We start from the raw sequence: 22,656 nt of genomic DNA, 5'->3' as shown, positions 1-22,656 counted from the left end.
GAGGTATCCGGTGGCGCGTCGGCAGCGAACTCGGTTTATTGCATACGAAAGCCTGTAGTCTGGGTCCCCAGAACAACCTGGTTGGAGGAAAGCGCGATGTCACTTCCCACTCCGCGTAAGCGTGCCCAGACATTGAGCGACGCGGCCGCCCGGCGAGTGCAGCGCCCCGCGCCGCTGCGCCAGGCCGTCTACGACGCGATCGTGGATCTGATCGTGCAGGGCACGCTGCAACGCGGCCAGCACCTGGTCGAGAACGAACTCGCCGAGTACCTCGGCGTCAGCAGACAACCGGTGCGCGAGGCGCTGCAGCGGTTGCAGACGGATGGCTGGATCGACCTTCGTCCCGCCCAGGGCGCGTTCGTCCATACTCCCTCGGAGGACGAGGTGGACCAGCTTCTCGGCGTCCGCACCGTGCTCGAGACCTACTCGGCGCGACTCGCCGCGGAGAACGCCACTGCCGAAGACGTCAACCGGCTGTGGGAGCTGCAGCAGGACGGTCTCAACGCGCTCGCCGCCAACGACTCGGAGGCTTTGGTGGCGGCGAATGTGAACCTACACGCCGCGATCACCGACATAGCGGGAAATTCCGTGTTGGCCAAGCACATTGGCTTGGTCGAACGTCGGTGGCACTGGTATTACCTGCCGATCGCGAAGCCACGCGGTCAGGCTGCGTGGACCGAGCATGCCGAATTGATCAAGGCGATCGCCGCCGGGGACGCCGATCTGGCCAGCAGCATCATGCAGCGCCACACCGAGCACACGCAGAAGGTCTACCACGACCAGCGCCAGGCCAAATCAGAGGCGGAGTAGTCCGGCTTCGAGGGCTTCCGCCGAGGCCTCGTCTCAGCTCAGTACGGGCTGGGCCGAGGCGATCCGGTCAGCGCCGGAGTAGATGTTCATCGATGACCCCCGCAGGAATCCGATCAACGTCAGCCCCATCTCTCTGGCCAGATCCACCGCGAGCGATGAGGGGGCGGAAACCGCTGCCAGAGCTGGGATTCCGGCCATCACGGCCTTTTGCACCAATTCGAACGAGGCGCGACCGCTGACCATCAGCGTCGTGCCGGTGAGCGGCAAACGTCGCTGATCGAACGCCCACCCAATGACCTTGTCCACCGCGTTGTGCCGCCCGACGTCCTCGCGGACGCACAACAGATCGCCCGCCGCGTCGAAGAGTGCTGCCGCGTGCAACCCGCCCGTCCGATCGAAGACGCGCTGGGCCGACCGCAGCTTGTCCGGCAGAGTGGCGATCGTCTCGGTGTTGAGCCGCAACGGATCATCGCCCACACGCCACCTGCTGATGGTGCGCACCGTCTCGAGGCTGGCCTTGCCGCACAGACCGCACGATGACGTGGTGTAGAAGTTGCGCTCGACAGACGTATCGGGCAACGGGACGCCGGCGGCCAGCACCACGTCGAGGATGTTGTAGGTGTTGGCTCCGTCGGCGGTGGCACCCGCGCAGTATCGGATCCCGGCGATGTCCGAGTCGGCGGCGACGACGCCCTCGCTGACCAGGAAACCGCGCGCCAGGTCGAAGTCGTTGCCTGGCGTCCGCATCGTCACCGTGAGGGGTCGCCCCGACACCCGGATCTCCAGCGGCTCCTCCGCCGCCAACGAGTCGGGCCTCGCGGACGCCACGCCATCGGTGACGCGGACGATCCGGTATCTGCTGGTTACCCGTCCCATGGCGGTGCTCCGTTTCGGCTAGGTCGAACGCTGGACAAGTGATCCATGTCATAGTTATGCTACTCGCATACTGTATGCAATCGTACCGAAAACTCCCGGAGGCCGACCATGACCGGCAACAATCACGGAGTCGCAGTCGCCGAAGTGCGCGATTTCCACGGACTTTCCTACCGGGTCGGCGAGCGGCCGCAGGACATCATGGGCCGGTCCCGCCGATGGATGCTGTGGCTGCCGTGGCTGGCCATGGCGGCGGCGAGCGTGCTGCAGTACGGGTACAGCGTTGCCGTTATCGCGATGCAGGGCACCTCGACGGCGGCGTTCTGGGTGCTGTCTCTGTGGGTGATGTTCCAGGCTGGAGCCGCCGCATTGACCGCGACATTGCGCCATCGATCCGTCGTCGCTCCATCGCGGGCAATGCTGGTCGGCGCGCTGTTGTGCGCCGCGGGCCCGTTGAGCCTCGCCCACACCAACAGCTTCGCCATCGCCGTGCTCGGCTATTCGGTGCTGTGCGGCAGCGGCGCGGGCATCGTCTATGCCACATGCGCTTCCACCGTCGCAAAGTGGTATCCAGAGTCGCGCGGGGCGCGAATCGGCGTTGTCACCGGGGCGTTCGGCTACGGCGCGGTGCCGTTCATCATCCTGTTCACATCAGCGTTGACGGACGCCAACCATACCGCGATCTTCACCGTCGTCGGTGTGTTCGTTTTGGCGGTAGTGGCGTTGTGCGGCTTGCTTTTCCGGGATCCGCCAGTGGGTTGGTGGCCGGCTGATGTCGATCCGCGGCTGTGGGCGGTCGACAAGCGGATCAATCGCGGTTTGCGCAGCAATGCTCCCGCAGCGCGGCAGTATGCGCCGGGGCAGGCCGTGCGGACGACCGCGTTCGTGGTCATGTATCTGATCATGGTGTTCGCCGCCGCGGCGTTCTTGTTGGCGGTGGCTTACGCGCCAATCATCGCCATCTCCAATGGTTTCAGTGCCCTGGTGGCCGCGTCGGCCATCGGTCTGCTCGCTGTCGTCTCTGGCGGCGGTCGTGCGGTGGCCAGCCATGTCTCCGACCGGTTCGGGCGACGCCAAACACTCACTGCCGCATTGCTGCTCGCAGGTTGCGCGCAACTGGGGTTGGTGTACTCGGCCTCGATCCATCAGGCGGCACCGTTCGTGGTCTTCGCCGCGCTCAGCGGATTGGCCGGCGGCGCGTTCTACCCGTTGCTGGCGAGTTTGGTCGCGGACTACTTCGGTGAGCGCAACGCGGTGCGCAACTTCGGCGTTGTCTACAGCGCCAAAGTGTTCGGCGGCCTGCTCGGCATAGGGCTGCCCGCGTTCGTCGTGTCCTCCCCCGCCCTCTCGGGAGCGTTCGTCGCCGCCGGCGTGATCAGCCTGTGTGCGGCGGTCACCACGCGTCTGCTTCACCAGCCTGGGCACCTGCTGTCAAGACTGCCGCGCTAACACCGAAATACACTATTGCCAAGGAGTTTTCATGTCGTCAATCACTACTGAAATCGACGAGCTGCAAAAGCTGATCGCCGATTTACGGAATTGCGTGACCTCGCTTGTCGCGGCGTATCGAGAGTGCCCCGCGGCCCGTCGAATCGGGAACGACGTCGAATCCATTGTGAACGGGATCCACCGGCTTCAAATCGACATCGAAGAGCTCGAAGTAGCGGGCGTGCTTGCGCAAGCATCAAGGCAGATGATCCAAGTTCCGGACACTCAATACGATCACGATTTCTGGCGAGACGTCGACCATGAGGGGATCGGCGGACAGACCGGGGCTTGCACGCAGGTCTCACGCAACGGCAAACGCCGGTAGGTGGACACCGCATCGGCGAACATCGCCGTCAGCCGCCGCCCGAGGACGATCATCCTTGCCACGGTGCACCAACTCGGGAAGCGGCTTGGACACCCCATGCGAATCCGGCTTCGCAGAACAGGGTTTCGCACGCTTGGCGCATCGACGCGCTGCCCAACGGCTCGAGGGCGGCGGACGACTCCAAGACGCGGGCCGGTGTAGGCGGCTGCGCCGGCCCGTTGTCGCGGCCAGCGCCGAAAGCTACCGCAGCAGCGCCGCAGCGGCCACCGAAATGGGATCGAGATCCGTTGTGTCCGAAGCCGCAAGCATCAACAGCCGTTGCTTCATGCGCGGATCCCAGAACCGCCGGATGTGATCAGCGACGGCAGTCGCGGCCTGCTCGGCACGCAAATAGCCGAAGTGTGCGGCGATGTTGTTGATCATCTTGATCTCGGCAGGAGCGTTGGACGCCATGATCAATCCACCAGTTCCGCGGTCAACACGTCGTCGAGCGCCTGCTCCGACCGCTCGCTGACCGCTGGATGGGCCAGCGCCACCTGAACCGCGGTCACCTTGTACTCCGGGCAGTTCGTCGCCCAGTCCGAGTTGTCGGTGGTCACCACGTTGGCCCCGGTCACCGGGTAATGGAAAGTGGTGTACACGACGCCGGTTGGCATCCGGTCGGAGATCTTCGCGCGCAGTTTCGTCGTGCCGACCCTGCTCGCGACCGACACCTCGTCACCGTCGGTGATACCGCGATCCTCGGCGTCGTGCGGATGGATCTCGAGTACATCCTCCTGGTGCCAAGCGATGTTCGCCGTGCGCCGGGTCTGCGCGCCGACGTTGTACTGACTGAGGATCCGGCCCGTCGTCAGGATCAACCGGAAGCGACGCGTGCTGCGCTCGTCGGTGGGCACGAACGGCGTAGGCATGAACCTGCCCTTGCCCCTGGTGAACGACTCGACATGCATGATCGGCGTGCCGTCGGGGGCGTCGCTGTCGCAGGGCCACTGGATGCTGCCCATCTGGTCGATCCGGTCGAATGACACACCCGCGAAGGTCGGTGTCACCGAGGCGATTTCATCCATGATCTGGCTCGGGTGGTCATAGCGCATGGGATAACCCATCGCGGTCGCGATCTGGCAGACGATGTCCCACTCATGCCTGCCACTCTTCGGCTTCATCACCGCGCGCACGCGGTTGATCCGCCGTTCGGCGTTGGTGAATGTGCCGTCCTTCTCCAGGAAGGACGCCCCGGGCAGGAACACGTGGGCGTACTTGGCTGTCTCGTTGAGGAACAGGTCCTGAATGACCACCAACTCCATCGCGGCCAGCGCGGCGGTGACATGCCCGACGTTCGGATCTGATTGGGCGATGTCCTCGCCGTGCACGAACAGGCCACGGAAGCTGCCCTCAATCGCGGCGTCGAACATGTTCGGGATACGCAACCCCGGCTCCGGGAGAAGTGCTGTACCCCAGAGATTTTCGAAGACCTCACGCACCGCGTCGTCGGACACGTGCCGGTACCCGCTGAATTCGTGCGGGAACGAGCCCATGTCACAGGAGCCCTGCACGTTGTTCTGACCGCGCAGCGGGTTGACCCCGACACCGTCGCGGCCGATGTTGCCGCACGCCATGGCCAGGTTGGCCATGCCCATCACCATGGTCGATCCCTGGCTGTGTTCGGTCACCCCGAGGCCGTAGTAGATGGCGCCGTTGGGGGCCTGCGCGTACAACCGCGCTGCGGCCCGCACCTCGGCGGCAGGCACACCCGTGATCTCTTGCACGGCTTCGGGACTGTTCTCGGGGCGCGCGATGAACTCCGCCCATTCGTCGAAGCCCTCACAGCGCTCGGCGATGAACGACTTGTCGACCAAGCCCTCGGTCACCACCACATGCGCGATCGCGTTGACCACGGCCACGTTAGTGCCCGGCCTCAACTGCAGGTGGTGCTCGGCCTCGACATGCGGTGAGCGGACCAGGTCGATACGACGGGGGTCGACGACGATGAGCTTGGCGCCCTGGCGGATCCGCTGCTTCATCCTGGATCCGAACACCGGGTGGCCATCGGTGGGATTGGCGCCGATCACCATGATCACGTCGGCTTGTGCCACCGATCGGAAGTCCTGGGTGCCCGCCGACTCGCCGAACGTCTGCTTCAGGCCGTACCCCGTCGGCGAGTGGCACACGCGCGCGCATGTGTCGACGTTGTTGTTGCCGAACGCCGCCCGGACCATCTTCTGGACGACGTAGACCTCTTCGTTCGTACACCGCGACGACGTGATGGCGCCGATCGCGCCCGCCCCGTGCCGTCGCCGGATGTCGAGCATTTTGCGAGCGACGGTGTCGATCGCCTCATCCCATTCGACTTCGCGCCACGGGTCGGTGATTGCGTCGCGCACCATGGGGCGCAGTTTGCGGTCGGGATGGGTGGCGTAGCCAAAGGCGAACCGGCCCTTGACACATGAGTGACCCTCATTGGCGCCGCCGTCCTTGTGGGGCACCATGCGGACCAATTCATCACCACGCATCTCGGCTTTGAAAGAACACCCCACACCGCAGTAGGCACACGTGGTGACCACCGAACGCGAGGGCATGCCGAGCTCGATCACCGAGCGTTCCTGCAGGGTGGCGGTCGGGCAGGCCTGTACGCATGCCCCGCACGACACACATTCGGAGTCCATGAACGACTCACCGGCGCCGGGGGAAACCTTCGACGCGAAACCACGGCCTTCGATCGTCAGCGCGAACGTGCCCTGGATTTCGTCGCACGCCCGCACACAGCGGGAGCAGACGATGCATTTCGACGGGTCGAAGTCGAAGTAGGGATTGCTCTGGTCCTTGACCGCGTCGAAGTGGTTCTCGCCCTCGTAGCCGTACCGAACTTGCCGCAGACCGACAACGCCTGCCATGTCCTGCAATTCGCAGTCACCGTTGGCACCACAGGTGAGGCAGTCCAGGGGATGGTCGGAGATGTAGAGCTCCATGACGTTCTCACGAAGCTTGGCCACCTTCGGTGTCTGTGTGCGCACCACCATGCCGTCGGCGACCGGGGTCGTGCATGAAGCAGGCGTTCCCCGGCGCCCGTCGATCTCCACCAGACACAGCCGGCAGGATCCGAATGCGTCGAGCCGATCGGTCGCACACAATTTGGGAACGTCGATGCCTGCCAACGCGGCGGCGCGCATGACAGACGTGCCCTCAGGCACGGAGACGGAGAACCCGTCCACTTCGAGCGAGACCGTCGCGGGCCCGCTCTTGGCGGGGGTGCCGAAGTCGGGTTCCTTGAGCAAACTCATGGCTTACCTTCCGTCCTCGCGCTGATGGGTTCCTTGGCTTCCGGGTTCTTGGCAGAAAAGTCATCGGGGAAGTGGTTGATGGCGCTGCGCACCGGCATCGGCGTCAATCCGCCCATGGCGCACAACGACCCTTCGGTCATCACGTCGCACAGGTCCTCGAGCAGCGCGAGGTTTTCGTCGCGGTGCTCGCCCGCGGTGATCCGGTCGATGACTTCCACGCCGCGCACCGCGCCCACCCGGCACGGCGTGCACTTCCCGCACGACTCCGCCGCGCAGAACTCCATCGCAAACCGGGCCTGGGCGGCCATGTCGACCGTCTCGTCGAACACCACGATGCCGCCGTGGCCGACCATCGCGCCTGCCGCCACAAACGCCTCGTAGTCCATCGGCAGGTCGAACTGGTCCCTCGGCAGGTACGCCCCGAGTGGGCCGCCGACTTGCACCGCGCGCACTGGGCGACCGGACCGGGTTCCGCCGCCGTAACCGTCGACGAGTTCACCGAGGGTGATCCCGAATGCAGTCTCGACGATGCCACCGTGGTTGATGTTGCCGCCGAGCTGAAACACCTGCGTGCCGCGTGAACGCTCCACGCCCAGTTCTTGATACGCCTGTGCACCGTGTGCGAGCACGGTCGGCACGGTGGCCAGCGTGAGCACGTTGTTGACAACGGTTGGCTTGCCGAACAACCCATTGATCGCCGGAATGGGCGGCTTGGCGCGGACCATGCCGCGCTTGCCCTCCAGGCTTTCCAGCATCGAGGTTTCCTCGCCGCAGATGTATGCGCCGCCGCCCACTCGGACGAAGAGGTCGAAGTTCAACGACGAGCCGAGCACGCTGTCGCCGAGCCACCCTCGGCCGTAGGCGATCTCGATCGCCGCGCGCATCGTGGCCACCGCGTCCGGATATTCGGATCTGATGTAGATGTAGCCCTCGGAGGCACCCACCGCGTACGCGGCGATGGTCATACCCTCGATGAGAAGGAACGGATCGCCCTCCATCAGCATGCGGTCGGCGAAGGTGCCGCTGTCCCCTTCGTCGGCGTTGCAGCAGACGAACTTCAACTCGTCGACACAGTCGAGTACCGTCTTCCACTTGATGCCCGCCGGGAAGCCGGCGCCGCCACGCCCCCGCAGCCCGGATTCGGTCACCGCGGCGACGACGTCGGATGGTGAGTTCTCCAACGCGCGAACCAGTCCGACCAGTCCGCCGTGCCGCAGATAGTCGTCCGGCGAGAGCGGGTCGGTGATGCCCATCCTGCTGAAGGTCACCCGGTTCTGCGATGCCAGCCATGGCAAGTCGTCGACCACGCCCAAGCGCCCAGGCAGTTCCGCACCATCCAGTAGGCCCGCCGCCACCAAGCCGTCGACGTCGGATGCGGCGACCGGCCCATAGCCGACGCGGCCCTGCGGGGTAACCACTTCGATCAGCGGTTCGAGCCAGAGCATCCCGCGGGAACCATTGCGAACCACCTGAACTGAGCGGCCTCGCCGTGACGCAGCGCTCGACAGCGCAGCGGCGACGTCGTCGGCGCCAACCGATCGGGCCGCGGAATCCTTTGGCACGTAGACGGTTACCGGCGTGTTCATTGCGTGACCGCCTCATCAATGATTGTCGACAAGCGAGCTTCGTCCAGCCGTCCCCGCAAGCGGCCGTTCACCTGCGCTGCCGGCCCCAGCGCGCAGTTGCCCAGGCAGAAAACCTGCTCGACAGTGACAGATCCGTCCGGGCTGGTGTCACCCAGCCTCATGCCGTGGCTCTCGCGTACGTGGTCCACCAGACGTTGCGCGCCAACGGCCTGACATGCCTCTCCGCGGCAAATCCGCACCGTGGTGCGGCCCGCGGGTGTCGCGCGGAAGTCATGGTAGAAGGACACCACGCCGTGCACATCGGCGCGGGACAGGTTGAGTTCCTCAGCGAGCACCGGTATTGCCTCCGGCGGAACGCATCCCAGCGCTTCCTGGATGGCGTGCAGGATGGGAAGCAGAGCGCCGCGCTGTCCTTTGTGAGTGCCGACGATGTCTCGAACAAGCGCTGTATTCATCAGGGCTCGACTCCCAGAGAAAGGGTGGAACCGCCCCAGGTAGCCGAAGTGTCCTGGGGCGGTTCACACCCGGGCGGGCGGAATTAAACGACGATCTTCTTCTCGTGCCACGCCGCGATGGTGTCCGCGTCGTAGCCGAGCTCGGCGAGGACCTCATCGGTGTGCTCACCGAGCAGCGGTGCGCCCTTGATATCGGGCTTGAACGACGAGAACTTGATCGGGCTGCCGACGGTCAGGTAGGTGCCCCGCCCTGGCTGCTCGACCTCGACAATGCTTCCGCTCTTGCGCAAATCCTTGTCTTCGGCGAGATCCTTCATGGACATGACAGGTGCGCACGGCACCTCCCACTCGCGCAGGATGTCGACCGCTTCCCACTTCGTCTTGTCCGCCAGCCACTTCTCGATCTCGGCGAAGATGTCGAAGATCTTGTCTTGACGGGCGCGTGCGGTGCTGTAGCCCGGGTCATCCACCCACTCCGGCCGACCGATGGCCTCGGCGGTGCGCTTCCAGTTCTGCTCCTGGATGGTGAAGTAGATGTAGGCGTTGGGGTCGGTCTCCCAACCCTTGCACTTGACCACCCAGCCCGGCTGCCCACCGCCGCCTGCGTTGCCGCCGCGCGGAACGGCCTCACCGAACTCGCCGTTCGGCCACTGCGGGTACTCCTCCAGGTAGCCGACGCGCTCGAGGCGCTGCTGGTCGCGCAGCTTGACCCGGCACAGGTTCAGCACCGCATCCTGCATGGCGGCAGAGACCTTCTGGCCCTTGCCGGTCTTCTCCCGGTGAATCAGCGCGGTCAGGATGCCGATCAGCAGGTGCATACCCGTGTTGCTGTCGCCGAGGGCGGCGCCGGCCACGGTCGGCGGGCCATCCCAGAACCCGGTGGTCGAGGCGTTGCCGCCGGCACACTGGGCGACGTTCTCGTACACCTTGAGGTCATTCCACGACGAGTCGTCGTTGAAGCCCTTGACAGAGCCGAAGATCAGCCGGGGATTCCATTCCTGGATCTTGTCCCAGGACAGGCCCATCCGGTCCATCGCGCCCGGTGCGAAGTTCTCCACCAGGACGTCGGCCCCGCGAATCAGCTTCTCCATCACCTCGAGACCCTCGGCTGACTTCGTGTTGATCGCCAGCGAGCGCTTGTTGCTGTTGAGCATCGTGAAGTACAGCGCGTCCAGATCGGGGATGTCCCGCAACTGATTCCGTGTGACGTCACCCCCGCTCGTGCGCTCGACCTTCAGCACGTCGGCTCCCAGCCAGGCGAGCATCTGGGTGCAGGCCGGGCCGGCCTGGACCCCGGTGAAGTCAATCACCTTGATCCCGGAGAGCGGCAAATCGGTCATGACACGTTTCCTTTCGTCGGTTGCTGTCGTGTCGGTGCGAGCAAGCTCAGTGCTTTGCGGTGATTCCCTTGGGGTTGAGGTGCGCGATGTTGCCGCTCTCGGTCCCGTCGGATGGATCGATGACGCAGTCGATGAGCGCAGGCCTGCCCGACGCGAGGGCTTCGCGCAGCGCTGCGCCAACCTCTGCGGGCGTCGTAGCCTGATATCCCTTGCCGCCGAACGCCTTGATCATGTACTCGTGTCGAGCCTGCAGCACGGTCGGCGCGGGGTCTGTGGTGTTGGACGACTCATCACCGCGATAGACGCCGCTGTTGTTGAGGATGACGGTGACGATCGGCAGGTTGTAGCGGCAAACGGCCTCCAGTTCCATGCCGGAGAACCCGAACGCGCTGTCGCCCTCGATCGCGACCACAGGATCACCCGTCTCGACAGCGGCGGCGATCGCGTAGCCCATACCGATGCCCATCACGCCCCAGGTACCGCTGTCGAGGCGGTGCCGCGGCACCTGCATCCCAATGGTGTTGCGGGCCAGATCGAGTGCGTTTGCGCCTTCGTTGACGACATAGGCCTGCGGGTTGTCCTGCAGCACGTCGCGGATGGCCTGCAACGCGCCGAGGAACTTCATCGGGTGCGCGGTCAGCGCCGACTCGAGCCGGCCCGCCATCTTCGTGACGTTCGCCGACGACTTCGCCTCGAGTTCTTCACGCCACTGGGCCTGCACGCTGATCTGTCCGGGCTTCGCGCGCTCCAGCAGTGCTTCCATCACCGAGCCGATGTCACCGACGAGGGGCGCCGCGATCGGCTGGTTGCTGTCCATCTCGTTGGCCGCGATGTCAACCTGGATGAACTTCGCATCCGGATTCCATTGCGGCGCATCGCCATGCCCGAGCAGCCAGTTGAGCCGAGCACCGACCAACATGACCACGTCGGCGCGCTTGAGAGCCAGCGAGCGGGCGGTGGCCGCCGACTGGGGGTGGTCATCAGGCAGCAGGCCCTTCGCCATCGACATCGGCAGGTACGGCACGCCGGTGGTCTCGACGAATTCGCGGATCTGCTCGTCGGCCTGCGCGTAGGCGGCGCCCTTGCCGAGCACGATCAGTGGCCGCTCGGCATTGGCCAGCAGATCGATTGCCGAGTCCACCATCTCGGTTTCGGGCAGCTGCCGCGGCGCCGGGTTGACGACGCGCCACAACGTCTTGGCTGCCTCCTCCGCGTCGATCACCTCACCCAACACCGCGGCGGGGATGTCGAGATACACCCCGCCGGGGCGACCCGACACCGCGGTGCGGATCGCTCGGGCGATACCCCGGCCGATGTCCTCAGCCCGCGATACTCGGTACGCCGCCTTGGCGAACATCCTGGCCGCCGCCAGCTGATCCATCTCCTCGTAGTCGCCGCGCTGAAGGTCCACCAGATGGCGCTCGCTGGAGCCCGAGATCTGCACCATCGGGAAGCAGTTCGTGGTTGCGTTGGCCAGTGCCACAAGGCCGTTGAGGAAGCCGGGGGCCGACACCGTCAGGCAGATGCCCGGCTTCTTGGTGAGGAAGCCTGCGGCGGCCGCGGCGTGGCCCGCGTCGCTCTCGTGGCGGAAACCGATGTAGCGGATGCCCGACGCCTGGGCGAGTCGGGCCAGATCGGTGATCGGAATTCCGACCACACCGTAGATGGTGTGTACATCGTTGAGCTTGAGCGCATCCACGACCAGATGGATCCCATCGGTGAGCGCACCCGGCTGTTGGGGCTCGGGGGTGCTCTCTACCTCCGTGTCCGGCAGGGAAGCAATGGTCATGGTGTGGCCCTTCCTGGCTGTAGCGCTTTTCCCTTGTTGGAGTTAACTTTCCGCGTCTTGATGGAGTGAGTCCAACACCTGTCTCCGATCACCTGATAGACGACGGTTATCACGGCGTGCCGACCGTGGACCCACGCCCACTGCCGGCGTCATGCGACGTGGACGAGATCCTTTCCGTGTAGTTCGAAAATGTCGTTCAACGGCGTTCCCACGGCGACGTTGAGGAACGCGCGTGCGGCGACCGAACCGGGCATGCCCGCGTGGATCGCCATCGATATCTGTGCCGTGGTGTCGGGGCCAACCAGGCGGATCACCCGCGCCGCGCCGTTCACCGGCATCGCGCGCAGCCAGGTGTGCGGCACCACGCTCGCCCATGCACCGGTTGCGACATGCGCGTAAAGCGATGCGACGGAATCGGTTTCCACTTGCGGAGCGGGAAGCGCGCCGCTGCCGGCGAAGGCCTTGTCGATGAACTGGCGGAACCGCATATCGGGTGTCAGCAGCGCCAGCGGCAGCTGTGCAGCCTCGGCCCACGTGATGGTCCGCGTCGACGGCACCAGCTGATCACCCGACACCAGTAGCACGTACTGCTCTTGGTACAACGGAACCACCTCGAGCCCCGACTGATCATCGGGACCGAAATGGGCGATGGCGACGTCTAATTCGAAGTCGCGAAGTTGACGAAGCAGTTCCGTGGACGACAGCCGCGAGCAGACCTTGACCCGGGCCAGTGGGTGCAGCGCGCAGAAGGCGGCCACCGGAATCGCCGCCGTCGTCGATACCGTCGGCCCGGTGCCGAGTCGCAGGGTCGCCGAGATGCCGGACCGCATCGCGGCGGCTTCGGCCTTGAGGGCATCGTGCTCGGCGAGCACGCGCTTGGCCCAGACGACCAGCCGCTCCCCTTCGGGGGTGAGCCCCTCGAAGTTCTGCCCGCGATTGATGAGGGTGACGCTGAGCTCGCGCTCGAGCTTGGCGATCGAGGTCGACAGCGCAGGCTGCGACACGTAGCAACTCTCGGCCGCGCGCGCGAAGTGTCGCTCCCTGGCTACCGCCACGAAGTACTCCAGTTGGCGCAGCAGCACAGGCCCTCCTCGGCGTCTTACAGATTGTATTCAGTATTCGATATTGCGTATGCTAGAGGTCTGCTGCGACGATGTCCAGCGAGCAATCGGACAAAGAACGGAGCGTGACGTGGCTGAAGGTTCAACCGTGACTGGTGTGACTGAGGAGTGGCTTGCCACGGCGGTCGTCAGAGAATCCGCTGAGGCCATCGTGGTCACCGACCCGGCCGGAATCATCCGCCTGTGGAACGAGGGGGCCGCCAGAATGTTCGGCTACTCCGTCGAAGAAGCCATGGGCCAGAACCTCGACATCATCATCCCGGAGAAGCTGCGTGAGCGGCACTGGAAGGGCTACTTCCAGACCATGGCCACCGGATACACCCGGTACGGCGACAAACTTCTCGGCGTGCCCGCCAGTCACCGCGATGGGCAGCGGTTGTCGATCGAGTTCAGCGTCGCGCTGCTGCGTGACGACGCCGATCAGATCGTCGGGATCTCGGCGATCATGCGCGAGGTCTCCGAGCGCCGCAATACCGAACGCGAGTTGCGCGCCAAGATCGCCGAACTCGAAAGCCGGTTGGGGCCGGCCTGACCGGCCCCACGCGCCGTTCGCGGTGATCACTCGATGCGAAGCACCCGCATCCTGTCTGTGTAACCGGCGACCCCGTCACGGCTTCCGGACACCACAACCACCAAGCTGCCGGGTAGCGAGATACCGAGATCGGCCAGGCCTCGGCTGACCTCGGCGGGCATTGCCTCCGGCGTGCCCGACGGCGCCAGCACCGCGGACTGGATCCCCCAGGTGAACGCCAACCGCGCCCTGACGGATTCGTTGTGCGCGAACGCGATCAGCGGTAACGGCGAACGTTGCCGAGCCAACCGCATAGCCGTGTCCCCGGAACGGGTGAAGCAGCACAGGGCCGACGCTCCGATTCGTCTGCCCAGCTCGCAGGCGGCCGCCGTCACGGCATCGCTGATGCTCGCATCCTCGTCTTCCCGCAGCGCCGGTTCCGTCGCCTTCCTCTGACGCAGTGCGTCTTCGGCTGTCACGACGATGCGGCCCATCGTCGCGACGGTGTGCGCGGGATAGGCGCCGACGCTCGTCTCCGCGGACAGCATCACCGCGTCGGCACCGTCGAAGACCGCGTTGGCCACGTCGGACACCTCGGCCCGAGTCGGCCGCATATCGGCGACCATCGAGTCGAGCATGTGCGTTGCCACGATCACCGGCTTGGCCGCTTGTCTGCAGAGGCTGATCGCCCGCTTCTGCACCAGCGGAACCTGCTCCAACGGCATCTCGACGCCGAGGTCACCGCGAGCGACCATCAGCCCATCGAACGCGTCGATGATCGCGGGCAGGTCCGAAACCGCCTCCGGCTTCTCGAGTTTGACCATGACCGGAACTCGCTTGCCCATTTCGTCCATCACCGCGTGGGCCAGCTTGACCTCTTCGGGTGCACGAACGAACGACATGGCCACCATGTCGACGCCGAGTTTCAACGCGAACCTCAGGTCCTCGATGTCTTTCTCGGACAAGGGCGGAACGCTGACCGCGACACCGGGCAGCGAGATGCCCTTGTTGTCGCTGACGGGTCCGCCATGGATGACCTCGCAGTGAACGTCGTCGGCGTCCACGTCGAGCACCCGCAGTTCGATCTTGCCGTCGTTGACGAGCAGTCGATCGCCGGATCGCACGTCTGACGCCAGACCGTCGTAGGTCGTCGACACCCTGTCATGGTCGCCGGCGCACGCCGATGTGGTGATCACGATTCGCTCACCATCGGCCCAGAACACGGGTCCGTCGGCGAAGCGGCCCAGCCGGATCTTGGGACCCTGCAGGTCGGCGAGTACCCCGACCGCACGACCACGCTCGGCGGCGATCCGGCGCACGGTCTCATAGACCACCGAATGTTCGGCCTGCGACCCGTGGCTGAAATTGAGCCGTGCCACGTCCATTCCGGCTTCGATGAGTTCGGCAAGTCGGGGGGCCGTCGCGGTGGCAGGCCCCAGCGTGCAGACGATCTTGGCGCGTCGGTTCACGATGTTCCTCTCGTCAGCGCAGAGCGGGTTCGGGTTGCGGCTGCTGGACAGTGGACACCTGCGACGCCGCGGGTGCGCACGTCTGCGCGAGGAGGTCGGTGGCGGCGTGCACAGTGCGAAGCGTGGGCGCGGGAGCACCGGTGAGGTCGGCCATCTCCACCACCGCGGTGACGATGGCGTCCAGCTCCAGCTGCTTGCCTGCCTCGAGGTCCTGCAGCATCGACGTCTTGTGGTGGCCAACATTCTCTGCGCCGCGCAAGCGCTTCTCGATCGAAATGTCCGGTGTACTACCGACTCTGGCGGCGATGTCGAGCGTCTCTTCCATCAGTTGTGAGACGATCCGGCGGGTGTTGGGGTTCTGGCAGATCTCGACCATGGTCGCTCTAGTGAGCGCGCTGAGCGGATTGAACGCCACGTTGCCCATCAGCTTGATCCAGATGTCGTCGCGCAGATTGGCCTCGACCGGTGCCTTCAGCCCGCCGGCAATCATCGCGTCGCTCAAGTCTTTACAGCGTTGCGAGATTGCGCCGGACGGTTCGCCGATGGAGAACCTGGTGCCTTCGAGATGCCGAATCACACCGGGCGCCTCGATCGTCGTCGCGGGGTAGACCACGCACCCGATCGCCCGCTCCGGCGACAGCACCGCACTGGTGGCACCGCCAGGATCGACGGCTTCGATACGTCGGCCCTGGTACGGGCCAGGCAGTTGATGGAAGTACCACCACGGAATTCCGTTCTGCGCGGGCAGCACTGCGGTGTGCTCTCCCAACAACGGCGTCACCAGCGGACCGCACGAGGGGTAGCTGTGCGCCTTGAGGCCGAGGAAGACATAGTCGACGGGGCCGATCTCGGCGGGGTCGTCGGTGGCATGCGGATGGGCGACGAAGTCGCCGCGCGGGCTGAGAACTCGCACCCCGTTTTCACGCATGGCCCGCAGGTGCTCATTGCGCGCGATCAGATGGACCTCGGCGCCACCTCGGTGCAGTGCCGCACCCCAGTAGGCGCCGATTGCTCCGGCACCGACGACTGCAATTCTCACGGCGACTCCTGACTGTGAATATGTATGTGCAGCCACGCCCGGCCACGATGGCCGTGCGCGAGTTCCTAGGATCTGGTTGCATACAGTATGCGATCTCCTTTACTGTGGCAATGGTCCCCGCCTGGGCGTCGCCGTCGAAGGCGTACGAACTTTCTGCCCGGCCACAGCCAGGAAGAGGAATATGACGCTGATCGGAGTGCCGCGAGAGGCCGCGGAAGGTGAACGCCGTGTCGCGCTGGTCCCCAAGGTCGTCGAACGACTGCACGCCGCCGGCCTTGGCGTCGTCGTCGAAAGTGGCGCAGGCACAGGGGCATTGATCCCCGACGAAGAGTATGAGCGCGCCGGTGCCACCATCGGCGATCCATGGCCCGCCGACCTGGTAGTGAAAGTCAACCCGCCCACCACCGACGAAATCGCGCTGCTGAAGCCGGAATCCACCGTCGTCGGGTTCCTGGCGCCCCGCACGCGCCCGGAGGTCGCCGAGGGTTTGCGGCTCGCGGGCGTCACCGGCTTTGCCATGGAGGCGATTCCGCGGATATCCCGTGCGCAGGCAATGGACGCGTTGTCATCGCAAGCCAACGTCGCCGGATACAAGGCGGTGTTGGTGGCGGCCTCGGAGGCCACTCGGTTCTTTCCCATGCTGACCACCGCGGCGGGCACCGTGAAGCCGGCCACCGTGCTGGTGCTCGGTGTCGGGGTGGCCGGTCTGCAGGCACTCGCAACGGCAAAGCGGTTGGGCGGCAAGACCACCGGCTACGACGTGCGCCCGGAGGTCGCCGACCAGGTGCGCTCGGTCGGCGCGCAGTGGCTGGACCTGGGCAACAGTGCCGTCGCCGCGGCTGGCAGCGGCGGATACGCACGCGAACTCACCGAGGCCGAGCGGGCCCAGCAGCAGGACGCTCTGGAGAAGGCGATCACCGGATTCGACGTCGTCATCACCACGGCGCTGGTCCCCGGGCGTCCGGCGCCCCGCCTCGTGACGGCGGAGGCGGTGCGCGGCATGAAGCCGGGCAGTGTGGTGGTCGACCTGGCCGGCGAGGCCGGCGGCAACTGCGAGCTGACCGAACCGGGTCAGACCGTCGTCAAGCACGATGTGACGATCGCGTCGCCGCTGAACCTGCCTGCCACCATGCCCGAACACGCCAGCGAGTTGTACGCCAAGAACATTGCGTCGCTGCTCGACCTGCTGATCAAGGACGGCGAAGTGGCCCCGGATTTCGATGACGAAGTCATCGCCGCTTCATGCGTCACACGTGAGGAGACGAACTGAGATGTATGACCAGTTGTTGGCCAATCTCGCGATCCTGGTGTTGTCCGGATTCGTCGGGTTCTCGGTGATCTCCAAGGTGCCCAACACCTTACACACCCCATTGATGTCGGGAACCAACGCAATCCACGGCATCGTGCTGATCGGGGCGCTGGTGGTGCTGGGCCGCGTCGAGCATCCCAACCTCGCCGAGCAGGTCATCCTGTTCGTCGCAGTGGTGTTCGGAACGCTCAACGTGGTCGGCGGATTCGTGGTGACCGACCGCATGCTCGGCATGTTCAAAGGCAAGAAGGCAGCGCGATGAACTATCTCGTTACAGTGCTCTACATCATCGCGTTCGCGATGTTCATCTACGGTCTGATGGGCCTGACCGGACCGAAGACCGCGGTGCGGGGCAACTGGATCGCCGGCGCGGGCATGGCCGTCGCGGTACTCGCGACGCTGATCGCGATCCGGCACACCGACAACTGGGGATTGATCATCGCCGGTCTACTCGTCGGTGTGGCGCTGGGCGTGCCACCTGCCAGGATGACCAAGATGACCGCGATGCCACAGTTGGTCGCGCTGTTCAACGGCGTTGGCGGCGGCACGGTCGCGCTGATCGCGCTGTCGGAATTCATTGACACGTCGGGCTTCTCGAGCTTCCAGCACGGTGAATCGCCGACGGTGCACATCGTGGTGGCCTCGTTGTTCGCCGCAATCATCGGCTCGATCTCGTTCTGGGGTTCGATCATCGCGTTCGGCAAGCTGCAAGAAGTCCTGCCCGGCCGACCGATCGGTATCGGCAAGGCGCAGCAGCCGTTCAACCTGTTGCTCCTCGTGGGTGCCGTCGCCGCCGCGGTGGCGATCGGGCTTGGCGCGCATCCCGGCAGCGGCGGGGCGTCGCTGTGGTGGATGGTCGGACTGCTGATCACCGCGGGCGTATTGGGGCTGATGGTGGTGCTGCCGATCGGTGGCGCCGATATGCCCGTGGTGATCTCGCTGCTCAACGCGTTGACCGGACTGTCAGCTGCGGCAGCCGGTTTGGCGCTGAACAACACCGCGATGATCGTGGCGGGCATGATCGTCGGCGCGTCCGGTTCGATCCTGACCAACCTGATGGCCAAGGCGATGAACCGGTCCATCCCCGCGATCGTCGCCGGCGGATTCGGCGGCGGTGGTATCGCCGCGTCGAGCGACGACGGTGCCGACAAGGTGGTCAAGGCGACGTCGGCGGCTGACGCCGCGATCCAGATGGCCTACGCCAACCAGGTCATCGTCGTGCCCGGCTACGGCCTGGCCGTCGCGCAGGCCCAGCACGCCGTCAAGGACCTCGCAGGCATGCTCGAACAGCGTGGGGTGCCAGTGAAGTATGCGATTCATCCTGTCGCGGGGCGGATGCCCGGACACATGAATGTCTTGCTGGCCGAGGCGGATGTCGAATACGACGCGATGAAGGAAATGGACGACATCAACGACGAATTCGGCCGCACCGACGTCACGATCGTCATCGGCGCCAACGACGTCACCAACCCGGCGGCACGCAACGACCCGTCCAGCCCGATCCACGGCATGCCGATACTCAACGTCGACCAGTCGAAGTCGGTCATCGTGCTGAAGCGCTCGATGAACTCCGGATTCGCGGGCATCGAGAATCCGCTGTTCTACGCTGACGGCACCACGATGTTGTTCGGTGATGCGAAGAAGTCGGTCACCGAGGTCGCCGAGGAACTCAAGGTCCTCTGACCGGCGCTGATAACATCTCGCTATCGGCCGGTAACAGATTTCTGTTGGACGGCTGTGGGCCGAAGCCGCAATGATCGACGGCAGCAACGAGATTCGGCCGGTCCACGCGAGCGCGAAAGGCAACTGAACACATGGGCGTCGAGAACCCCAAGGTCAACCCGCCCAAGAAGTCAGCCGCCGGAGTGCCTGCCGTCATGCATGCGCTCGAGTACTCGCTGGAGCAGACATCGTTGGTGCGAACGGCGATCAATCTGCTCAGCATCAACCAGGCCGACGGCATCGACTGCCCCGGCTGCGCCTGGCCGGAACCCGAGGCAGGCAAGCGGCACCGCAACGAGTACTGCGAGAACGGCGCCAAACACGTCAACGACGAGGCCACCACTCGCCGGATCAGCCGAGAGTTCTTCCGCCAACACTCGATCGCCGACTTGGCGACCAAGTCGGACATGTGGCTCAACGAGCAGGGCCGGCTGACCGAGCCGATGGTGAAGTGGCCAGGATCGCAGCACTACGAACCCATCGACTGGGACGGCGCCTTCGATGTGCTGGCAAGCGAATTGCGCGGCCTCGACTCACCCCACGAGGCGCTGTTCTACACCTCGGGCAGGCTCAGCAATGAGGCGGCATTCCTCCTGCAACTATTTGCGAGGGCGTACGGCACCAACAACCTGCCCGACTGCTCCAACATGTGCCACGAGTCCAGCGGCGCAGGCTTGAGCGAGACACTCGGCATCGGCAAGGGCAGCGTCAGCCTGGAGGACCTCGAGACCGCCGATCTGGTGTTGGCCATCGGGCTCAACCCCGGCACCAACATGCCTCGCATGCTGTCCGCTCTGGAGCAGACCAAACGCAACGGCGGATACGTCATCGCCGTCAATCCGCTGCCTGAAGCCGGGCTGATGCGGTTCAAGAACCCGCAGAAGGTCAGCGGAGTCCTCGGCCGCGGCACCGCGATCGCCGACCAGTTCCTGCACATCAAGCCATGTGGCGACCTTGCGCTGTTTCAGGCCATCAACGCGCTGCTGCTGAAGGCCGAAGACGCCGGCGCCGGAACGGTGCTGGACTCGGAGTTCATCGACAGCCACACCGTGGGCTTCGCCGAGTTCGCCAACCACGTGCGACAGATCTCATGGTCGGATGTTCTTGACGCGACCGGGCTTTCGCAAGAGGAGATCCAACAGGTCGTCGACCGCGTGCTCATCAGCTCGAAGGTCATCGTGTGCTGGGCGATGGGAATCACGCAGCAGAAGCACGGGGTGGCCACGGTCCGCGAGATCGTGAACTTTCTGATGCTGCGCGGAAATCTGGGCCGACCGGGCGCAGGGGTCTGTCCGGTCCGTGGACACAGCAACGTCCAGGGTGACCGCACCATGGGCATCTGGGAGAAGATGCCGCAGTCGTTTCTCGACGCACTCGAGCGAGAGTTCGGTTTCACTCCCCCGACCGAGCACGGTCTGGATGCGGTCGACTCGATCCGCGCGATGCGTGATGGCCGGGCAAAAGTATTCGTGGGCTTCGCAGGCAATTTCGTGCGCGCGACCCCTGACAGCGAATTGACCGAACGCGCGATGCGGAACTGCCGACTGACGGCCCACATCTCGACCAAACTCAACATGTCGCACGCGGTGTGCGGCGAGACGGCGTTGATCCTGCCGACACTCGGCCGCACCGACCGTGATGTGCAGGCCACGGGTGAGCAGTTCATCACGGTCGAGGACTCGATGAGCATCGTGCATCAGTCTCGTGGCAGGCTGACACCTGCGTCGGGGCACCTGCTGAGCGAGGTGGCGATCGTCTGCCGACTGGCTCGCCGCACCCTGCGCGAGACGCACGAAATCGACTGGGAAAAGTTCGAATCCGACTACGACGTGATTCGCGATGCCATCTCGCGCGTCGTACCCGACTTCGAGGACTTCAACGAGCGGGTGCGCAAACCCGGCGGCTTCCGACTTCCCAACCCAGTCAACGAGCACCGATTCAACACCGCGTCGGGGAAGGCCCACTTCACCTGCAACACCTTTGAGCGAATCAAGGTTCCGCCAGGCCACCTCGTGTTGCAGACCATGCGCAGCCACGACCAGTGGAACACCGTGCCGTACGCCCCAAACGATCGCTATCGCGGCATCAAGAATGGGCGGCGCATCGTGCTGATCAATCCCGCTGACATCGACGAACTGGGCTTGGCCGACCGGCAGATGGTCGATTTGGTGGGCACGTGGGAAGACGGCGTCGAGCGGCGAGCCGAGAACTTCCGCGTTGTCGCATACCCCGCGGCGCGTGGTTCGGCGGCGTCGTACTACCCGGAAACCAACGTGCTGGTTCCGTTGGACAGCGTCGCCGACATCAGCAACACCCCCACCTCCAAAGGCGTGTTCGTCCGCTTCGAGCCGAGGGTTTGAGAACTGCGACGTCGGGTCCGCACTACCCGGTGAGCGGGGTCAGAAGTAGCCGGGAGCCCATTCCGACCGTGCCTGCCAGAGTGGCTGCATAGGCGTCGAACAGGAATCCGGACCTGCGCAATTCCCACAGGGTCTGCGCGTTCAACCAGGCGAAGTCGCGCGCCTTTTCGATGTCCCAGGAACAGACCAAGTGCGCGATGGGGCTCAGGTGGTCATCGATGGCCTCCTCGACCTCGGTCAGAAACGACCGCCGGATCTCCGCCTCCACGCTGGCGAGCAGTTCGTTGACCTTGTCGAAATCGTCACGGATTCCGGCACTTTCGGGCGTCCGTCGATGCGCGGCACAGGTGTCGACTACAGCGAACGGCAGATCGTGCTCGATGTGCGCGTTCATACCCGCGAGTGCAAACTGAATCGGCAACAGCCGGCGGTCCGCCCGTGCGGCGAACAACGGCGCCCAGGCCTTGGGCTTCACCCCGGACGCGTCATACGCTTTGAACCAGTACCCGGCAAATCGCACGTCGAGGTCGGCGATGAACGCGTCGTCGTGGAACACCCCGCCTCCAGCCAGGCGGTCCGCCATCATCTCGGTGACGCGAAGATAGACCCGATTGAACACGGCGGCACCGTCATCAGCGGGCGTCTGGGCATCGATGGCACGCATCCGCGTGAGCACATCTGCGACGGAATCCGAACCCATGCGCCCAATCACAGCAGACGTGATGATTCAAGAAGCCCGAACGCGGATATCGACGGTTCACCCCAGCACAACAGCCCGAAGCGGCCGCCGGGTCACCGGGCGGCCGCTGGACTGCTGCGCTCATACGTCGCTGGTGACGTACCGCTTCTTGACGGGGGGTTGGGCAAGCAGCGGAGGAAGGTCGGTGATTCGGCCCTCCTCGGCGCGAAACCGGCGGTACGCCTCGTCATGATCGACGGTGTCCCAGATTTCGTAAATGAGCCAGTGCGCTTCATCGTCCTCGTCGATCAGGACATCGGTTCGGCGATTTCCATCGAACGCGCGGGTGTCCTTCAATGCCCGACCCAGGACCTCACGAGCCGCTGGAACCGATTCTGGCTTGAATTGCAGTTCCAGTATCACGGTGACTGTCATCGTCATCTCCCTTTTCTTCCACGGTGGCAAAGCACCCACTTCTACAACGTTCGCGGCGCTGACGTCG

20 protein-coding genes are annotated in these 22,656 nt (G+C 64.9%); 8 read left to right on the top strand and 12 right to left on the bottom strand.

Annotation, left to right across the window (positions count from 1 at the left end; translation table 11 throughout):
• Positions 1-96: 96 nt before the first annotated feature.
• On the top strand, positions 97-810 hold the full coding sequence (locus ACGFK1_RS00140) for a GntR family transcriptional regulator (RefSeq protein WP_393423799.1): 714 nt from the start codon (positions 97-99) through the stop codon (positions 808-810).
• Between the two features lie 33 nt (positions 811-843).
• Here the strand turns inward: ACGFK1_RS00140 and fdhD are convergent, their stop codons facing one another.
• The gene (fdhD, locus tag ACGFK1_RS00135; protein ID WP_393423796.1) at positions 844-1,686 is read right to left on the bottom strand and encodes a formate dehydrogenase accessory sulfurtransferase FdhD; all 843 of its coding nucleotides are present in this window, start codon (positions 1,684-1,686) and stop codon (positions 844-846) included.
• Between the two features lie 108 nt (positions 1,687-1,794).
• Between fdhD and ACGFK1_RS00130 the strand changes: the two genes are divergently transcribed.
• Positions 1,795-3,132, top strand: a complete 1,338-nt coding sequence (locus ACGFK1_RS00130; protein WP_393423793.1) for an OFA family MFS transporter — start codon at positions 1,795-1,797, stop codon at positions 3,130-3,132.
• A 31-nt stretch (positions 3,133-3,163) separates the two neighbouring features.
• Positions 3,164-3,496 (top strand): hypothetical protein, encoded by a 333-nt coding sequence (locus ACGFK1_RS00125; protein ID WP_393423791.1) that lies wholly within the window; start codon positions 3,164-3,166, stop codon positions 3,494-3,496.
• A gap of 240 nt (positions 3,497-3,736) precedes the next feature.
• Here ACGFK1_RS00125 and ACGFK1_RS00120 read toward each other — a convergent pair whose 3' ends face one another.
• From ACGFK1_RS00120 to ACGFK1_RS00090, 7 genes are all read right to left on the bottom strand, one after another.
• Positions 3,737-3,949, bottom strand: a complete 213-nt coding sequence (locus ACGFK1_RS00120) for a formate dehydrogenase subunit delta (RefSeq protein ID WP_393423788.1) — start codon at positions 3,947-3,949, stop codon at positions 3,737-3,739.
• A 2-nt stretch (positions 3,950-3,951) separates the two neighbouring features.
• Positions 3,952-6,774 carry a formate dehydrogenase subunit alpha gene (gene fdhF / locus ACGFK1_RS00115; protein WP_393423785.1) on the bottom strand — a complete coding sequence of 941 codons (2,823 nt, stop codon included), beginning with the start codon at positions 6,772-6,774 and terminating at the stop codon, positions 3,952-3,954.
• Entirely contained in the window at positions 6,771-8,360 is a 1,590-nt protein-coding gene (locus ACGFK1_RS00110) for a formate dehydrogenase beta subunit (protein ID WP_393423782.1), read from the bottom strand. The genes fdhF and ACGFK1_RS00110 overlap by 4 nt, the downstream gene beginning before the upstream one ends.
• Positions 8,357-8,815, bottom strand: a complete 459-nt coding sequence (locus tag ACGFK1_RS00105) for a formate dehydrogenase subunit gamma (RefSeq protein WP_393423779.1) — start codon at positions 8,813-8,815, stop codon at positions 8,357-8,359. The genes ACGFK1_RS00110 and ACGFK1_RS00105 overlap by 4 nt, the downstream gene beginning before the upstream one ends.
• An 83-nt stretch (positions 8,816-8,898) precedes the next feature.
• Complete coding sequence (frc, locus tag ACGFK1_RS00100) at positions 8,899-10,155, bottom strand: formyl-CoA transferase (RefSeq protein ID WP_393423776.1); 1,257 nt, start codon at positions 10,153-10,155, stop codon at positions 8,899-8,901.
• Between the two features lie 46 nt (positions 10,156-10,201).
• On the bottom strand, positions 10,202-11,944 hold the full coding sequence (gene oxc / locus ACGFK1_RS00095) for an oxalyl-CoA decarboxylase (RefSeq protein WP_393423773.1): 1,743 nt from the start codon (positions 11,942-11,944) through the stop codon (positions 10,202-10,204).
• A 149-nt stretch (positions 11,945-12,093) separates the two neighbouring features.
• Positions 12,094-13,026 carry a LysR family transcriptional regulator gene (locus tag ACGFK1_RS00090; RefSeq protein ID WP_393423770.1) on the bottom strand — a complete coding sequence of 311 codons (933 nt, stop codon included), beginning with the start codon at positions 13,024-13,026 and terminating at the stop codon, positions 12,094-12,096.
• Positions 13,027-13,153: 127 nt separating this feature from the next.
• Between ACGFK1_RS00090 and ACGFK1_RS00085 the strand changes: the two genes are divergently transcribed.
• On the top strand, positions 13,154-13,597 hold the full coding sequence (locus tag ACGFK1_RS00085; protein ID WP_393423767.1) for a PAS domain-containing protein: 444 nt from the start codon (positions 13,154-13,156) through the stop codon (positions 13,595-13,597).
• 26 nt (positions 13,598-13,623) lie between these two features.
• On the opposite strand, the gene pyk is transcribed toward ACGFK1_RS00085, so the two are convergent.
• Both pyk and ACGFK1_RS00075 read right to left on the bottom strand, forming a co-directional pair.
• Complete coding sequence (gene pyk / locus ACGFK1_RS00080) at positions 13,624-15,045, bottom strand: pyruvate kinase (RefSeq protein WP_393423764.1); 1,422 nt, start codon at positions 15,043-15,045, stop codon at positions 13,624-13,626.
• Between the two features lie 13 nt (positions 15,046-15,058).
• Positions 15,059-16,084, bottom strand: a complete 1,026-nt coding sequence (locus ACGFK1_RS00075; protein WP_393423761.1) for a 2-dehydropantoate 2-reductase — start codon at positions 16,082-16,084, stop codon at positions 15,059-15,061.
• A 181-nt stretch (positions 16,085-16,265) separates the two neighbouring features.
• Between ACGFK1_RS00075 and ACGFK1_RS00070 the strand changes: the two genes are divergently transcribed.
• From ACGFK1_RS00070 to ACGFK1_RS00055, 4 genes are all read left to right on the top strand, one after another.
• Entirely contained in the window at positions 16,266-17,354 is a 1,089-nt protein-coding gene (locus tag ACGFK1_RS00070) for a Re/Si-specific NAD(P)(+) transhydrogenase subunit alpha (RefSeq protein ID WP_393423758.1), read from the top strand.
• Between the two features lies 1 nt (position 17,355).
• Positions 17,356-17,655 carry an NAD(P) transhydrogenase subunit alpha gene (locus ACGFK1_RS00065; RefSeq protein WP_393423755.1) on the top strand — a complete coding sequence of 100 codons (300 nt, stop codon included), beginning with the start codon at positions 17,356-17,358 and terminating at the stop codon, positions 17,653-17,655.
• Positions 17,652-19,076 carry an NAD(P)(+) transhydrogenase (Re/Si-specific) subunit beta gene (locus ACGFK1_RS00060; protein ID WP_393423753.1) on the top strand — a complete coding sequence of 475 codons (1,425 nt, stop codon included), beginning with the start codon at positions 17,652-17,654 and terminating at the stop codon, positions 19,074-19,076. The genes ACGFK1_RS00065 and ACGFK1_RS00060 overlap by 4 nt, the downstream gene beginning before the upstream one ends.
• A gap of 131 nt (positions 19,077-19,207) precedes the next feature.
• Positions 19,208-21,475 carry an FdhF/YdeP family oxidoreductase gene (locus tag ACGFK1_RS00055; protein WP_393423750.1) on the top strand — a complete coding sequence of 756 codons (2,268 nt, stop codon included), beginning with the start codon at positions 19,208-19,210 and terminating at the stop codon, positions 21,473-21,475.
• A 22-nt stretch (positions 21,476-21,497) separates the two neighbouring features.
• On the opposite strand, the gene ACGFK1_RS00050 is transcribed toward ACGFK1_RS00055, so the two are convergent.
• Complete coding sequence (locus tag ACGFK1_RS00050) at positions 21,498-22,175, bottom strand: DUF5995 family protein (RefSeq protein WP_393423747.1); 678 nt, start codon at positions 22,173-22,175, stop codon at positions 21,498-21,500.
• Between the two features lie 120 nt (positions 22,176-22,295).
• A complete protein-coding gene (locus ACGFK1_RS00045; protein ID WP_393423744.1) occupies positions 22,296-22,589 on the bottom strand; it encodes a putative quinol monooxygenase in 294 nt (97 codons plus the stop codon).
• Positions 22,590-22,656: the final 67 nt, after the last annotated feature.

Origin of the sequence: Mycobacterium sp. NPDC048908, from assembly GCF_043197955.1 — a bacterium.
Taxonomy (GTDB): domain Bacteria; phylum Actinomycetota; class Actinomycetes; order Mycobacteriales; family Mycobacteriaceae; genus Mycobacterium.
The sequence above is the reverse complement of the archived record's forward strand: the minus strand, read 5'-3'. Positions and strand labels throughout refer to the sequence as shown.